This is a genomic window from Streptomyces sp. NBC_01410, from assembly GCF_045040195.1.
Lineage (GTDB): Bacteria > Actinomycetota > Actinomycetes > Streptomycetales > Streptomycetaceae > Streptomyces.
Map to the genome: position 1 here is coordinate 4,689,176 of NZ_CP109530.1, position 15,356 is coordinate 4,704,531.

Below are 15,356 nucleotides of genomic sequence, written 5' to 3' on the forward strand. Positions count from 1 at the left end.
GTGAAACAGCCGGCCCCTCACGCATGCCCACGACGCACGCAGGGTGGAGCCGCGCCAAGAGTCTGGAAAGATAGGCCGCGACGATGACGTCGCCCCCAGGTCAGGGCCAGCACCACACACCCGCACATCACAAGGAGCGGACATATGCCCATCGCGACTCCCGAGGTCTACAACGAGATGCTCGACCGGGCGAAGGCAGGCAAGTTCGCCTACCCGGCCATCAATGTGACCTCGTCCCAGACCTTGCACGCTGCGCTGCGCGGCTTCGCGGAGGCCGAGAGCGACGGCATCATCCAGATTTCGACCGGTGGCGCCGAGTTCCTGGGCGGCCAGCACAACAAGGACATGGTCACCGGAGCGGTCGCGCTGGCCGAGTTCGCGCACATCGTCGCCGCCAAGTACGACATCACCGTCGCCCTGCACACGGACCACTGCCCCAAGGACAAGCTCGACGGCTATGTCCGTCCGCTCATCGCCGTCTCGGCCGAGCGCGTGGCCCAGGGCCAGAACCCGCTGTTCCAGTCGCACATGTGGGACGGCTCGGCCGAGACCCTCGCCGACAACCTGGCCATCGGCCAGGAGCTGCTGGCGCAGGCCGCCGCCGCCAAGATCATCCTCGAGGTCGAGATCACCCCGACCGGCGGCGAGGAGGACGGCGTCACCCACGAGATCAACGACGAGCTGTACACCACGGTCGAGGACGCGCTGCGCACCGCCGAGGCGCTCGGCCTGGGCGAGAAGGGCCGCTACCTGCTGGCCGCCTCGTTCGGCAACGTCCACGGCGTCTACAAGCCGGGCAATGTCGTGCTCCGCCCCGAACTGCTGAAGGACCTGCAGGCCGGTGTCGCCGCCAAGTACGGCAAGGCCGACCCCTTCGACTTCGTCTTCCACGGCGGCTCCGGCTCCACGGCCGAGGAGATCGCCACCGCGCTGGAGAACGGCGTCGTGAAGATGAACCTCGACACCGACACCCAGTACGCCTTCACCCGCCCCGTCGCGGACCACATGTTCAAGAACTACGACGGTGTGCTGAAGGTCGACGGCGAGGTCGGCTCCAAGAAGACCTACGACCCGCGCACCTGGGGCAAGGCCGCCGAGGCCGGTATGGCCAAGCGTGTGGCCGAGGCCTGCGCGGCGCTGCGCTCCACGGGCACCAAGCTCAAGTAAACGACGTCCGCACCGCCGGGCCCGGCACCCCCTCGCGGGGTGCCGGGCCCGCGGCATGCCCCGGGAGGGACTCATCGTGAGCTATGACTTCGACACCCCCGTCGACCGGCGCGGCACCTGGTGCATCCAGTGGGACGGGGTCGCCGACCGCTTCGGCGTCGACGGGCTGCTGCCCTTCACCATCTCCGACATGGACTTCACCTCCCCGCCCGAGGTCCTCGAAGCGCTCCAGCGCCGGGTCGCCCACGGCGTCTTCGGCTACACCGACTGGCGGCACGAGGACTTTCTGTCCGCCGTGGCGCACTGGTTCAGCAGCCGCTACGACACCGAGATCGACACCGGACGGGTCGTGTACGGGCCGTCCGTGCTCAACCAGCTCTCCCAGCTGCTGCGGATGTGGTCCGAGCCGGGCGACGGGGTCGTCGTCCACACGCCGACGTACGACGGCTTCCTGAAGGCGATATCGGGCCTCGGGCGGGAGCTGCGCGGGGTGCCGGTCGGTGACATGGCCGCACTGGAGCGGCAGCTCGCCCGTGCCGACAGCAAGGTGCTCGTTCTCTGCTCGCCCCACAACCCCACAGGACGGGTGTGGACGGGGGCCGAGCTGGCCGAGACGGCCCGGCTGGCGGCCGCGTACGACGTCGCCGTCGTCAGCGACGAGATACACGCCGACTTCGTCCACCCCGGCTTCGTGGCGGACGGGCAGCGCCATCTGCCGTGGACGCGGTTCGGAGCGGGCCGCTGGGCGCTGATCACCTCGGCCACCAAGGCCTTCAACTTCCCGGCGCTGAGCGGCTCGTACGGGATCATCGGCGATCCGGACGACCATGCGGCGTTTCTGCGCCGGATGCAGACCGGCGAAGGGCTCGCCTCGCCGGCCGTGCTGTCGCTGACCGCGCACATCGCCGCGTATCGCGAGGGCGGGCCGTGGCTGGACGAGCTCGGCGCGTATGTGGCGGGGAATCTGCGGATGGTCGCCGAACGGCTGGGCTCCGCCTTCCCCGAGCTCGGCTGGCAGCCGCCGCAGGCGGGCTATCTCGCCTGGATCGATCTGCGGGCGCTGGGCATCGACGACGCGGTGCTGCAGCGTGAGCTGATCCAGCGCGAGAAGGTCGCGATCATGCCCGGCACGACGTACGGGGTCGAGGGCTTCGTACGCTTCAACGTCGGCTGCCCGCGCGCCAAGGCGGAGCAGGGTGTGGACGCCCTGATCCGTGCCCTCCGCCGACTCGTCTGAGCCGGTGGCGGCTGGGATGATCCGGGTATGGACAAAGCCCCGGGCGAGATCAGGCTTTCCTCCGCCACTGGCCGCTGGGTGATTCTGACGACCGTGCTCGGGTCCAGCATGGCGCTGCTGGACTCCACGGTCGTCAATGTCGCACTGCCTCGCATCGGCGAGGACCTCAACGCCGACATGGCGGTCCTCCAGTGGACCGTCAATGCCTACACGCTCACCCTGGCAGGTCTGATCCTGCTCGGCGGGGCGCTCGGCGACCGCTACGGGCGGCGGAAGATCTTCATCTTCGGCGTGGTCTGGTTCGCCATCGGCTCGCTGCTGTGCGGCCTGGCACCCAATGACATTCTCCTGGTGGCCGCGCGTGCCCTCCAGGGCGTCGGCGCGGCGTTGCTCACCCCGGGGTCGCTGTCGCTGATCCAGGCAAGCTTCCACCCGGACGACCGGGCGCGTGCGGTGGGGCTGTGGTCGGGATTCGGCGGCGTCGGCGCGGCGGTCGGCCCGTTCCTCGGCGGCTGGCTCGTCGACGGGCCCGGATGGCGCTGGGTGTTCCTGATCAATGTGCCGCTGGCCGCGCTGTGCGTACCCGTCGCGCTGCGGCATGTGCCGGAGTCGCGCGACCCGCAGGCGCACGGCCGGTTCGACGTTCTGGGCGCGGTGCTCGGCGCGGTGGCGCTGGGGCTGATCACGTACGGGCTCATCGCGCCGCAGGTGTGGGCGGGCGCCGCGGGCGTGGTGGTCGCCATCGCGTTCGTACTCGTCGAGCGCTCGCGGCCCGATCCGATGCTGCCGCCGTCGATCTTCGCCTCGCGGCAGTTCACCGCGGCCAATCTGGTGACGGTGTGCGTGTACGCGGCCTTCTCGGGCTTCTTCTTCCTGACCGCCCTGCAACTCCAGGTGGTGGCGGGCTATTCGGCGCTCGGCGCGGGGACCGCGTTGCTGCCCACGACGGTGCTGATGCTGCTCTTCTCCGCGAGATCGGGCGAGTTGGGGGAGCGGATCGGCCCGCGCATCCCGCTCACCGTGGGCCCGTTGCTGTGCGCGGCCGCGATGCTGCTGATGCTGCGCGTGGGCGAGGACGCCTCGTACGTACGCGATGTGCTGCCTGCCATGCTGGTCATGGGCATGGGCATGGTGACGCTGGTCGCGCCGCTGACCGCGACCGTCCTGGCGTCCGTGGAGACCGCGCGGGCGGGGCTCGCGAGCGGCATCAACAACGCGGCGGCCCGCGCTGCCGGACTGCTCGCGGTGGCGGCGCTGCCGCTGCTGGCGGGGATGGGGCCGGAGGCGTACCGCTCGGCGGAGCAGTTCGGGGAGACGTTCCGGCGGGCGATGCCGATGTGTGCGGGGGTGCTGGTGCTGGGCTCGCTGATCGCGTGGACGACGGTACGGAGGCCGGAACCGGCGGACGTCCTGGCGCGGGCGCGGCCGCAGTGCCGGGTGAACTGCGGGGTCTCGGCGCCACCGCTGGAACAGGCGGAGGAACGGGTGACGGGGTCGGCGGGACCCTGACGCGGGGCTCCGCCCCCTGCCTGGGCGGTCCGGGGTGCGGGCCGACCGCGGGGCGCGGGCCTTGGCGTCCGCGGTGCGAGCCCGCCGTGTGGTGCGGGTTCCGGGGCGCCTCCGGGCTCGACTCCTCGGCGTCGGCGGCGATGAGGGGTTCGTAGGGGCACCCGGTGTTGGCCGCCAATCGCCTGCGGGGACGACCCTGCACCGCCCCTCCCCACCGGACGGTTGCGGTGCGCGGGGGTTTCCCGGCGAAGCCACCCACCGGGGAGCAACCACCAACGCCCCCTGGCCCACGCTCACCACGGACGCTGGAAACGCGGGGACGACCCTGCCTCCCCACCGGACGGGCTGTGGTGCGCGGGGGTTCGCCCGCGAGACCACCCACCGGGCAGCAACAACCAACGCCCCTGGCCCACGTTCACCACGGATGCTGGAAACGCGGGGACGACCCTGCACCGCACACACGGCACCGGGTGCCCCGGAACCCAAGCCCCGCGCCGCCGCCGCGGATCTCGGCGGGACCTGTGACACTTGGGCCATGTCCATCCATGAAAACCTCCTCGGGGGACCGCCCCCGACCCACCTGCCCGACGAGCCCGAGCCGCGTGAGCTGCTCGCGGCCGGGACGGCGCCCGCCGAGGTCGCCGCCAAGTACCCGACCTCCTCGCTGGCCTGGGCCCGGCTCGCCGACGACGCCTTCGAGAACGGGCGCATCGTGGAGTCGTACGCCTACGCCCGCACCGGCTACCACCGCGGCCTCGACGCGCTCCGGCGCAGTGGCTGGAAGGGCCACGGCCCCGTGCCGTGGGAGCACGAGCCGAACCGGGGCTTCCTGCGGGCCCTGCACGCGCTGGCCCGCGCCGCGCAGGCGATCGGGGAGCAGGAGGAGTACGAGCGCTGCTCGACGTTCCTGCGGGACTCCTCCCAGACCGCGGCGGACACGCTGAGCTGAGGCGCGGACACGCTGCGTTGATCATGGAACCGAAGGCCCGCATCCCCTGTCTTGATCGGGGGAGCGGGCCTTCGGACTGTCCGCCCCGCGCACCGGTACCGCTGGGGAGGGGTCTGTCTTGGGCAAGCGTGCCGACGCCCGTCGCAGGGATTCCCGCCGCCGGGCCTTACGCATCCTCCCGCTCGCCGCCGTCCTCGTCGTCCTCGCGCTCGGCGGCGGCGCGGCCCTGGCGCACTGGCAGGGAAGGGGACAAGGCGTGACCGGGGCCGCCCAGGACACCGTCCGGCCGCTCCTTCCGCCGTCACAGAGCCCCGAGGCCGCCGACCCCGAGCCGCGCCCCACGTCCTCGGCGCCCTCGCGAAACCGCCCGCCGGTCGCCGAGCCGCCCACGAAGGTCCCGGCCTCGGGTGCGGGTACCTTCACCACCGCCCGCGGCACAGGCCGCCCGTCCGGCTCGGGCACGCTGCGGCGCTACCGCGTCCAGGTCGAGGACGGCGTCGACATCCCCGCGAAGGACGCCGCCGCCGAGATCGAGCAGATACTCGCCCATCCGCGCGGCTGGGGCGGGCACGGCCGGGGCTCCTTCCAGCTCGTCGAGTCCGAGGCCGACGCCGATTTCGTGATCAGGATCGCCACCCCGGCCACCGCCGACAGCCTCTGCCTCAAGCAGGGCCTCGACACCCACGGCGAGCTGAACTGCGAGACCGCCGACGGTGTCGTGGTGAATCTGCGCCGCTGGACGCTGGGCTCGCCGACGTTCAAGGGCACGCCCGACGAGTACCGGCATCTGATCATCAACCATGAGGTCGGGCACGAGATCGGGATCAGCCGGCACCTGGGCTGCGGGGGCCCCGGAAGGCTCGCGCCAGTGATGATGCAGCAGATCAAGGGGCTGGACGGCTGCCGTTCCAATGCCTGGCCGTACGACGAGGACGGGACGTACATCACAGGCCCGGAGCTCTGACCCGTGAAACGAACGTCGGCTTATGATGCCGGTGGGGACCGGGGCTCCCGTGCCAACAGGAAGGGGCGGACCGCTACCCGGACACGTCGAGGAGACAGCGATGTCACATGACGCGGCCCCGAATCTGGATTTCGCGGGCACCACTCCGTACGAGGACTATGTCCAGGCGGACGTTCTCACCCACCTCCAGAAGACGCTCTCGGACGATCCGGGAGAGATGGTCTTCCTGGTCACCACGCAGGTGATGGAGCTGTGGTTCACCGTCATCGTCCATGAGTGGGAGACGGCGGCGCGCGCCCTGCGCGAGGACGATCTGCCTGTCGCACTCGCCGCCCTGAAGCGCAGCACGTACGAGCTCGAATCGCTCAACGCCTCCTGGAAGCCTCTGGCGCACCTGACGCCCGCGCAGTTCAACGCGTACCGCAGCGCCCTGGGCGAAGGCTCCGGCTTCCAGTCCGCGATGTACCGGCGGATGGAGTTCCTGCTCGGCGAGAAGTCGGCGTCGATGCTGGTGCCGCACCGGGGCGCGCCGCGCGTGCACGCCGAGCTGGAGAAGGCCCTGCACGAGCCGAGCCTGTACGACGAGGTGCTGCGGCTGCTCGCCCGGCGCGGGCTGCCGGTGCCGTCCTCGGTCCTGGAGCGCGACCTGTCGCAGAAGTACGAGCCGTCGGAGGACGTCGAGAAGGTCTGGGCCGCGGTGTACGGCGGCGAGGACCAGGACAGCGACATGGTCCGTATCGGCGAGGCGCTGACCGATGTCGGCGAGCTGGTGTGGCGCTGGCGCAACGACCATCTGGTGGCGACGCGGCGAGCCATGGGCTCGAAGGCGGGAACAGGCGGTTCGGCCGGGGTTGCCTGGCTGGAGAAGCGGGCCCGCAAGAACGTCTTCCCGGAGCTGTGGACGGCGCGCAGCCATGTCTGAGTCACTGGCCCACAGGGCCGCGGCGCTCGACGCCGCCGACGAACTGGCCGGTGCGCGCAAGCTGTTCGCGCTCGACGAGACGGTCTATCTGGACGGGAACTCACTGGGCGCGCTGCCCGCGCACGTACCCGCGCGGGTCGCGGATGTGGTGAGCCGGCAGTGGGGCGAGCTGCGGATCCGCTCCTGGGACGAGAGCGGATGGTGGACGGCGCCCGAGCGGATCGGCGACCGGATCGCGCCGCTGGTGGGGGCGGGGCCGGGGCAGGTGGTGGTCGGCGACTCCACAAGTGTCAACGTTTTCAAGGCGGTTGTGGGGGCGGTACGGCTGTGCGGGGACGACTCCCGTACGGACATCGTGGTCGACGCGACGACGTTCCCCACGGACGGCTACATCGCCGAGTCGGCGGCCCGGATGACGGGCAAGCGCCTGGTGCCGGTCGCCCCGGCGGACCTGCCCGCCGCGCTCGGGCCGAGCACGGCGGTCGCGCTGGTCAACCATGTCGACTTCCGCACCGGCCGCCTCCACGACCTGCCGTCGCTCACCGCGGCGATCCACGAGGCGGGCGCGCTCGCGGTCTGGGACCTCTGCCACAGCGCGGGGGCGCTGCCGGTCGGCCTGGACGAGCACGGCGTGGACCTGGCGGTCGGCTGCACGTACAAGTACCTGAACGGCGGGCCGGGTTCACCGGCGTATCTGTACGTCGCCGAGCGGCACCAGGCGGCGTTCGACTCCCCGCTGCCGGGCTGGAACTCGCACCTTGACCCCTTCGCGATGACGCCCGGCTTCGAGGCGGCACCCGGCGCGGTCCGGGGGCGGGTCGGGACGCCGGACATCCTGTCCATGCTGGCGCTGGAGGCGGCGCTGGATGTGTGGGACGGGGTCTCGATCGATTCCGTACGGGCGAAGAGTCTGGCGCTGACGGACTTCTTCCTGGAGTGCGTCGAGGCGTACGTGCCCGAGGGGACGATCGCCTCGCTGACGCCGGTCGAGCATGCCGCGCGCGGCAGCCAGGTCGCGCTGCGGTGCGCGGACGCGCCCGCGGTGATGGAGCGCCTGATCGCGCGGGGCGTGGTGGGGGACCTGCGGCGGCCGGACGTGCTGCGGTTCGGGTTCACGCCGCTGTACGTGGGCTTCGGCGACGCGGAGCGGGCGGCGGCGGTCCTGGCGGAGGTTCTGGCGGGCTGAGGGTGTTCCCGGGGGCGCTGCCCCCGGACCCCGTATGCGGCCGAAGGTCGCATACGGGGTCCGGGGCGGAGCCCCGGTTAAGGGAACGGGCGGGGTGGGGACAAGCCCCGCGCAGCGGAACCGGCTGGTACCGTCCCCGCTGGTCAGGTCAATTCCGCCACTCCGCAGGAAGGCTGGAGCGCAATGCCGGACCCCGTCGACCCCGTCGCCCGTGACGCCGCCGAGGCCGAGTCGATGCTTTCGCATCCCGCCGTCGCGCCGGACGTGTCCATCGCGTACGGGGACCATCCCGACCAGGTCGTCGACTTCTACGCGCCCCACGGCGGGCAGGCCGGTGCGCCCCTCGTCGTTGTGCTGCACGGCGGCGCCTGGCGGGCGCCGTACGACCGGTGGCATGTCACCCCCTTCGCCGACTTTCTGGCCCGCCGCGGGCTCGCCGTCGCCAACGTCGAGTACCGGCGCGGGCGCGAGATTCCGCAGCAGCACGGGAGCGGGCCCGTCGCCGGGCGGTGGCCGGAGACCTTCGACGACGTCGCCGCGGTGATGGACGCCCTGCCTGCCCTGGCGCGGAAGGCCCTGCCGCAGGCGGACGTCCGGCGCATCGTGGTGACCGGGCATTCCGCGGGCGGGCATCTCGCGCTGTGGGCCGCCGCGCGGCATGTGCTGCCCGTCGGGTCGCCGTGGCGGCTGGACGCGCCGCCCGCGCTGCGCGGGGTCGTCGCGCTTGCCCCGATCGCGGACTTCGCGAAGGCCGTCGAGCTCGATGTGTGCGGTGGCGCGGTGACCCAACTTCTCGGCGGCGAGGCGGAGTTCGAGGCGAGGAGAGCGCACGCCGATCCGGCCGCGCTGCTGCCGACGGGCATCGCCACGGCCGTTGTGCAGGGCCGCACCGACATCGTCGTGCCGGACGCCGTCTCCGAGTCGTACGTCGACGCCGCGGCCAAGGCGGGGGAGACGGTCGGACTGACCCTCCTCGAAGAGGTCGGGCACTTTCCGCTCATCGATCCCGCCGCCGACGCCTGCGCGGTCGTGGCGGAGGAGATCGCTCAACTCGCCTGGTAGAGCGTTTCATTGAGGACCGAGGCTGACCGCAAGCCTTTCTACGGTGTGCTCATGACGAATCCCGAGAACATCCTCGTGACCGGAGCCACCGGAACCGTCGGCCGCCAGGTCGTCACCGAACTCCTCGCCCGCGGCCACCGCGTGCGCGCCCTCACCCGTGACCCCGCGAAGGCCGAATTCCCGGCCGGTGTCGAGGTCGTGCGGGGCGATCTGACCGACCCGGACTCGCTCGCCCCCGCGCTCGAGGGTGTCACCGGCCTGCATCTGATCACCTTCGGCGATGCCTACTTCGCCCCGCTGGAGACCGGCCCGCGGATCATGGAGCTGGTCCGCGAGGCGGGTGTACGCCGCGTCACCGTGCTGCACGGCGGCGAGCCCTCGCCGCTGGAGGACGCCGTGCGGGCCGGTGAGCCGGACTGGACCGTGATCATGCCGGTCGAGTTCATGTCGAACGCCCTGCAGTGGGCGGACGGGATCAAGAGCGCCGACGAGGTGCGCGAGCCCTTCACCGACCGGCTCAGCGCCATGGTCCACGAGGGCGACATCGGCGCCGTCGCCGCGGTCGCTCTGACCGAGGCCGGTCACGGCGGTCAGGAGTACGTGATCACCGGCCCCGAGGTGCTCACCCTCAAGGACAAGGTGAACGCGCTGGCGGCGGCACGCGGCCGCGGGATCACGCTCGTCGGGATGAGCGAGGAGGAGGCCGTCGGGCAGTGGCGGGCGTCGGGCCACCCGCAGGAGGTGATCGACTTCCTGCTGGATGCGTACGGGAACACGCCGCGAGTGGGCCGCACGGTCGCCGGCACCGTGGAGAAGGTCACCGGACGCCCGGCGCGGACCTTCGGTCAGTGGGCGGCCGAGCACGCGGACGCGTTCCGGCCGTAGGGCGCGCCTGACCAGGAAGTACCGCGAGTTGACGCAGGTAGTACTCAGGACGGACGCGGCAGAATCCGCAGCGATGCTGACGACCGCGTTCGTCCGTCCGCTTACCGTTCTGTACGTGACCGAGCCGAATCGCAGCCCCGAGTACCGCCTGGCCGTGGGCGCCCTGAGCGGGCTCCGCCAGGACCTCTTCCACGACGCCTTCGCCTACCGGCCGCTGCCGCGGAGGCATACGGACGGGCCGATAGCCCGCCGGCTCCCGGGCCGGCTACGCGACTACGCGGCCTGGACGCCGCATGCGGCGGTCGGCGTCGTGGCGATGTTCACGGTGCTCCTGGCTTACGGCGGCGACGGCATAGGACCGGCGTTGGTGCTCGCCGGGTTCGTCCCGGCGGCCGCCGTGGTGATGACGCTGCTCAGGCCGGTCGGCGCGTTCTGGCTCTCGCTGGTGTCGACGCCCCTGGGGGTCACCTCCAACTTCTACGACGACTTTCCGTGGTCGCCCAGCGGCTTTGTCGCGCATCTGGCGGTGATGACCGTGGTGGCGCTGCGGACCCGGCCGCGGACCGCGGCCTGGATGTGGCTGCTCACCGCCGGATACGGCGTGTTCGCCGAGGTTGTGCTCTCCCGGGGCAGCCAATCCAACATTCCGGAGATGCTCTTCGTCTCCGCGCTGGTGCTGCTGGTGGTGACCGTGGGGCAGGTACGCCGCGAGGCCAAGGAGGAAGTCGCGGCCCAGCAGACGGTGACGGCCGTCGAGCGCGACAAGCGCACGCTGCTGGAGGAGCGCACCACCATCGCGCGTGAGCTGCACGACGTGGTGGCCCACCACATGTCGGTGGTGGCGATCCAGGCGGAGGCGGCGCCGTACCGGGTGGAGAACCCGCCGCCCGAGCTGGAGCGGGCGTTCGCCACGATCCGGGAGAACGCGGTGGCCGCACTGACCGAGCTGCGCCGGATCCTCGGAGTCGTACGGGCCGAGGACTACCAGGCCCCGGACGCACCGCAGCCGGTGCTCGGCGATCTGGACAGCCTGCTCGCGAATGTCCGTGAAGCGGGCCTGGAGACGGAGAAGACGGTCACCGGCGCGGTCCGCACGCTGCCACAGGGCGTCGAGCTCTCCGCGTACCGGATCATCCAGGAGGCACTGAGCAACGCACTGCGCCACGCGCCCGGAGCGACGGCGAAGATAGAGATCTCCTACGTCCTCGGGGGACTGGGCCTGCGGGTCGTGAACACTGCGCCCCGGGGCCTGGTCAAGCCATCGCCGGGGGCCGGGCACGGCATCACGGGCATGCGGGAGCGTGTGACGATGCTGGCCGGCGAGATGACCGCGCAGCCCACGCAGGACGGCGGCTACGAGGTGACCGCCTTCATTCCCGTCGCCGCGGCCGAGACCGCATCCGAGGAGACCTCATGACGATCCGCGTCCTCATCGTCGACGACCAGATCATGGTCCGCGAGGGCTTCTCGGTCCTCCTGAACGCGATGCCCGACATCGAGGTCGTCGGCGAGGCCGTCAACGGCCGCGAGGCGGTCTCCAGAGTCGCCGAGCTCGCCCCCGACGTCGTCCTGATGGACATCCGTATGCCGGAGCTGAACGGCATCGAGGCGACCCGCGAGATCGTCGCGGCGCACGCCGATTCCAAGGTGCTGGTGCTGACCACCTTCGACCTCGACGAGTACGTGTACCAGGCGCTGCGCGCGGGAGCCTCCGGCTTCCTGCTGAAGGACGCCTCCGCACGCCAACTGGCCGACGGCGTACGGGTGGTGGCGGCCGGCGAGGCACTGCTCGCCCCGACGGTGACGCGCCGCCTGATCACGGAGTTCTCCAAGCTCTCCCAGGCCCCGCGACCGCCCGCGCTGGCGCAGGTCGGCGACCTGACGGAACGCGAGACGGAGGTCCTGGTGCTGATCGCGCAGGGTCTGTCGAACGCGGAGATCGCCTCGCATCTGGTGGTAGCCGAGTCGACGATCAAGACGCATGTGAGCCGGGTGCTGGTGAAGCTGGGGCTGCGGGACAGGACGCAGGCGGCGGTGTTCGCGTACGAGGCGAGGCTGGTCACGCCCGGCTGAGGGGACTGCCCGGGACTAGGCCCTGTCCGGCCGATCTTGCCGGGCTCGCGTGCCCTGGTACGCACTCCCCCGTAGCCCTTCGGGCACGGGAGGTGCCCCCATGCTGCGTTGCGTCAGTCGCCTACGCTCCGCGTCGGCTCTCCCCCTGCCTTCGGCGGGGGGACCCCCATCCTCCGGCCTGCGATCGCACGCACCGCAGTGACATCAGCCGCTCCGCGGCGGGCCGCTCACTGATCCGGCCTGATCGACCGGACAGGGCCTAGGGTCCGGCCGTACCTTCGGCTAGCGTCGGCCCATGGCCGCCTTCGACCCCTGGTCACCCGCGTTCCTCGCCGATCCCTACCCCGCCTACGCCGAGCTCCGCGCCCGCGGACGCGTCCACTACTACGAGCCCACCCGCCAGTGGCTCGTCCCCCGTCACGCCGACGTCTCCGCGCTGCTGCGGGACCGGCGGCTCGGCCGGACGTATCTGCACCGCTTCACCCACGAGGAGTTCGGGCGTACGCCGCCGCCCGCCGAGCACGAGCCGTTCCACACGCTCAACGACAACGGGATGCTGGACCTGGAGCCCCCGGACCACACCCGTATCCGGCGCCTGGTCTCGAAGGCGTTCACACCGCGCACGGTCGAGCGGCTGGGCCCGTACGTCCAGGGGCTGGCCTCCGAGCTGGTGGGCGCGCTCGTCGCGGACGGCGGCGGCGATCTGCTGACGGCCGTCGCCGAGCCGCTGCCGGTCGCCGTCATCGCTCAGATGCTGGGCATCCCGGAGTCCGACCGCAAGCAGCTGCGGCCCTGGTCGGCGGACATCTGCGGGATGTACGAGCTGAGCCCGTCGCAGGAGACGGCGCATCGGGCTGTGCGGGCGTCCGTCGAATTCTCCGCCTACCTGCGGGAGTTGATCGCGGCCCGCCGCAAGGAGCCGGGCGACGACCTGATCTCGGGCCTCATCGCGGCGCACGACGAGGGGGACCGGCTCTCCGAGCAGGAGATGATCTCCACCTGCGTCCTGCTCCTGAACGCGGGGCACGAGGCGACGGTGAACGCCACCGTCAACGGCTGGTGGGCGCTGTTCCGCCACCCCGAGCAGCTGGCGGCCCTGCGGGCCGACCGCTCGCTGCTGTCCACAGCTGTGGAGGAGCTGATGCGGTACGACACCCCGCTCCAGCTCTTCGAGCGCTGGGTTCTGGACGACATCGAGATCGACGGTACGACGATCCCGCGCGGCTCCGAGGTCGCCCTGCTCTTCGGCTCGGCCAACCGCGACGCGGACGTCTTCGCCGACCCGGACACCCTGGACCTGTCCCGCGTGGACAACCCGCACATCTCCTTCAGCGCGGGCATCCACTACTGCATCGGCGCACCCCTGGCACGCATCGAACTGGGGGCGTCCCTGGGGGCCTTGCTGGACCAGGCTCCGACGCTGCGTCCGGCGGCAGAGCCGGAACGGAAGCCGAACTTCGTGATCCGCGGTCTCGAGGAGCTTCGCGTGGAGCTGTAGGAGCAGTACGTCGAGCTGTAGCCCTGTCCTTAGCCCACGCAGGTCATCCTCTCCGGCCGTTCGTGGGACGGGTGCGCTGCCCGGGTTGCGGTTGTCGACCGGTTGGGGCACCCATGCCCTCGCGCCGGGCGACCCGGCAGACGAACAGGAGACATCAGCATGCTCAAGATGCGAGCGACTCGCGCAGCCTGGCGCCTTTGGGCGCCGGCCGTGACCGTCGCGGTCACCGCCGCAGCGGCGGGAGTGGTCTCGGCCGCCCCCGCCTCGGCCCAGACCATCGTGAACTGCCCCGCCCAGAACCTCCAGACCGCGATCGACAGCGCGGACTCGGGGTCGATGATCATGGTTGCGGGGACCTGCGTCGGCAGCTTCACCGTCGACAAGGACCTCAGCCTCGTCGGCTTCAACGGCGCGGTTCTCGACGGCAATGCCGCGGGTACGACCCTGTCCGTCGGCGCGGGCGCCCACGTGCAGATCACCGCAGTGGACATCACCAACGGCTCCGCCGACAACGGCGCCGGTCTCCTCAACAACGGCACGGTGACGCTGAACTCCTCCACCGTGCACGACAGCAACGCGAACTTCTACGGCGGCGCCGTCCTCAACGCCGGCACGATGACGCTGAACGCCTCCACGGTGCACACCAGCACCGCCGATGTCGGCGGCGGTATCGCCAACTTCTCCAGTTCCACGCTGACGCTGAACGCTTCCACGGTACGGAACAACACCGCTCTGTCCGGGGGCGGCGTCGCGAATCTCGGCGGCACTGTCCTGATGAACTACTCGGCGGTGACGCTGAACACCTCGGTGGGCGGCGCCGACAGCGATGGCGGGATCAACAACAGCGGCGGTTCGGTGTCCCTGCTGGCCACCGCCGTCACCGGCAACACCCCGAACAACTGCACCGCGGCCATTGAGGGCTGCACCGACTGACCCGACGACCCCGGCGCCGGGCCGACGGCCCGGCGCCACGCTTCTCACGGCCTGATCTCCCGGCCGCTCCCGCCTGTCCGCCCGCCTGTGAGGCCCCCGGCCTTACCCGCCTCCCGCCGCGCCCGCCGTCGACGGCAGGGTCAAGCCCCACGCACCCGGTCTCAGCGTCCATGTCCGGGTCCGGACCGGGCCCGTGATCAGCGCGTCCGCCCGGTAGCGGAAGTCCGCACCCGACACCGTCACCGTCAGGGCCCGCGCCATGACCGGTTCCGTGTGAGCGCCGTGCCGCACGGTCACCTCCGCGCGTCCGCCTCCCGCCCGTACGGTCACGGCCTCCACCAGGCGGTCCAGGTCCGTCAGCAGCACCCCGTCCGCCTCCACCCGCAGCCGGTGGGTCCGTACCGCGGGAGCGGGCGGTGCCGGGCGGACCAGGGTGCGCACCAGCGAGCGGCAGGTGTTCCACACGGACGCGCCGCCCGCGCCGTTCGCCGTGGGCACCGCCACCGGCCCCGCGGCCGCCGGGATCGCCAGATCCCCCAGCACCACCCCGTCGCTCTCGTCCACCAGCAGATCGAGCCGCCGTACGACCCCGTCGAGCACCGTGCGTGCCGCGGCCACCGCCCCCCGCGGCACCCCCAGCGCATGCGCCAGTTCTACGGAAGGCCCCACCGGGACCATCGCCAGTGCCCCGTCGCCGAGCCAGCGGTCCCGGTGCAGCAGTGCCACCGCACGCAGCAGCGTCCGGTCGTCACCCACCACGACGGGCCTGCGCGACCCCCTGCGGGCCAGTGCCCGCGCGAATTCCTCCGGCCCCTCGGGGAGACAGATTTTCGCCTCCGACCCGCCACACAGCACATCTTTCGCGATCCGTACGGACTCGCCGTCATTCCGGCGGGCGACCGGGTCGATGACCACCAGTAGCTGGTCGTGAGCCGACACCTCGGTCCTTCCTCGGGTAGCATCTTTGTGCA

At 71.5% G+C, this 15,356-nt stretch carries 14 protein-coding genes; 13 read left to right on the top strand and 1 reads right to left on the bottom strand.

The features are described 5' to 3' along the window. Positions 1–144: 144 nt before the first annotated feature. From fbaA to OG741_RS21580, 13 genes are all read left to right on the top strand, one after another. Positions 145–1,167: a class II fructose-bisphosphate aldolase gene (gene fbaA, locus OG741_RS21520; protein ID WP_324982054.1), complete on the top strand. Its 1,023-nt coding sequence runs from the start codon at positions 145–147 to the stop codon at positions 1,165–1,167. A gap of 55 nt (positions 1,168–1,222) precedes the next feature. Next, positions 1,223–2,404 (top strand): MalY/PatB family protein, encoded by a 1,182-nt coding sequence (locus OG741_RS21525; protein WP_405600252.1) that lies wholly within the window; start codon positions 1,223–1,225, stop codon positions 2,402–2,404. A gap of 27 nt (positions 2,405–2,431) precedes the next feature. Continuing rightward, the gene (locus OG741_RS21530) at positions 2,432–3,913 is read left to right on the top strand and encodes an MFS transporter (protein ID WP_405600253.1); all 1,482 of its coding nucleotides are present in this window, start codon (positions 2,432–2,434) and stop codon (positions 3,911–3,913) included. A gap of 535 nt (positions 3,914–4,448) precedes the next feature. Beyond that, positions 4,449–4,862: a DUF3151 domain-containing protein gene (locus OG741_RS21535; RefSeq protein WP_405600255.1), complete on the top strand. Its 414-nt coding sequence runs from the start codon at positions 4,449–4,451 to the stop codon at positions 4,860–4,862. Positions 4,863–4,980: 118 nt separating this feature from the next. Continuing rightward, positions 4,981–5,826, top strand: a complete 846-nt coding sequence (locus OG741_RS21540) for a DUF3152 domain-containing protein (protein WP_405600257.1) — start codon at positions 4,981–4,983, stop codon at positions 5,824–5,826. 100 nt (positions 5,827–5,926) lie between these two features. Next, entirely contained in the window at positions 5,927–6,748 is an 822-nt protein-coding gene (locus tag OG741_RS21545) for a tryptophan 2,3-dioxygenase family protein (RefSeq protein ID WP_266480014.1), read from the top strand. Continuing rightward, entirely contained in the window at positions 6,741–7,934 is a 1,194-nt protein-coding gene (gene kynU / locus OG741_RS21550) for a kynureninase (protein WP_405600260.1), read from the top strand. The genes OG741_RS21545 and kynU overlap by 8 nt, the downstream gene beginning before the upstream one ends. Positions 7,935–8,117: 183 nt before the next feature. After that, the gene (locus OG741_RS21555) at positions 8,118–8,996 is read left to right on the top strand and encodes an alpha/beta hydrolase (RefSeq protein ID WP_405600262.1); all 879 of its coding nucleotides are present in this window, start codon (positions 8,118–8,120) and stop codon (positions 8,994–8,996) included. A gap of 51 nt (positions 8,997–9,047) precedes the next feature. Next, entirely contained in the window at positions 9,048–9,881 is an 834-nt protein-coding gene (locus OG741_RS21560) for an SDR family oxidoreductase (RefSeq protein WP_405600264.1), read from the top strand. Between the two features lie 73 nt (positions 9,882–9,954). Further along, positions 9,955–11,298, top strand: coding sequence for a sensor histidine kinase (locus OG741_RS21565; protein ID WP_405600266.1), 1,344 nt, complete (start codon positions 9,955–9,957; stop codon positions 11,296–11,298). Next, entirely contained in the window at positions 11,295–11,954 is a 660-nt protein-coding gene (locus OG741_RS21570) for a response regulator (RefSeq protein ID WP_405600268.1), read from the top strand. The genes OG741_RS21565 and OG741_RS21570 overlap by 4 nt, the downstream gene beginning before the upstream one ends. Before the next feature lie 295 nt (positions 11,955–12,249). Beyond that, the gene (locus OG741_RS21575; protein ID WP_405600269.1) at positions 12,250–13,452 is read left to right on the top strand and encodes a cytochrome P450; all 1,203 of its coding nucleotides are present in this window, start codon (positions 12,250–12,252) and stop codon (positions 13,450–13,452) included. A gap of 159 nt (positions 13,453–13,611) precedes the next feature. Continuing rightward, the gene (locus tag OG741_RS21580; protein WP_405600271.1) at positions 13,612–14,385 is read left to right on the top strand and encodes a hypothetical protein; all 774 of its coding nucleotides are present in this window, start codon (positions 13,612–13,614) and stop codon (positions 14,383–14,385) included. Between the two features lie 102 nt (positions 14,386–14,487). Here the strand turns inward: OG741_RS21580 and OG741_RS21585 are convergent, their stop codons facing one another. Then, entirely contained in the window at positions 14,488–15,324 is an 837-nt protein-coding gene (locus OG741_RS21585) for a diacylglycerol kinase (RefSeq protein WP_405600273.1), read from the bottom strand. Positions 15,325–15,356 lie beyond the last annotated feature (32 nt).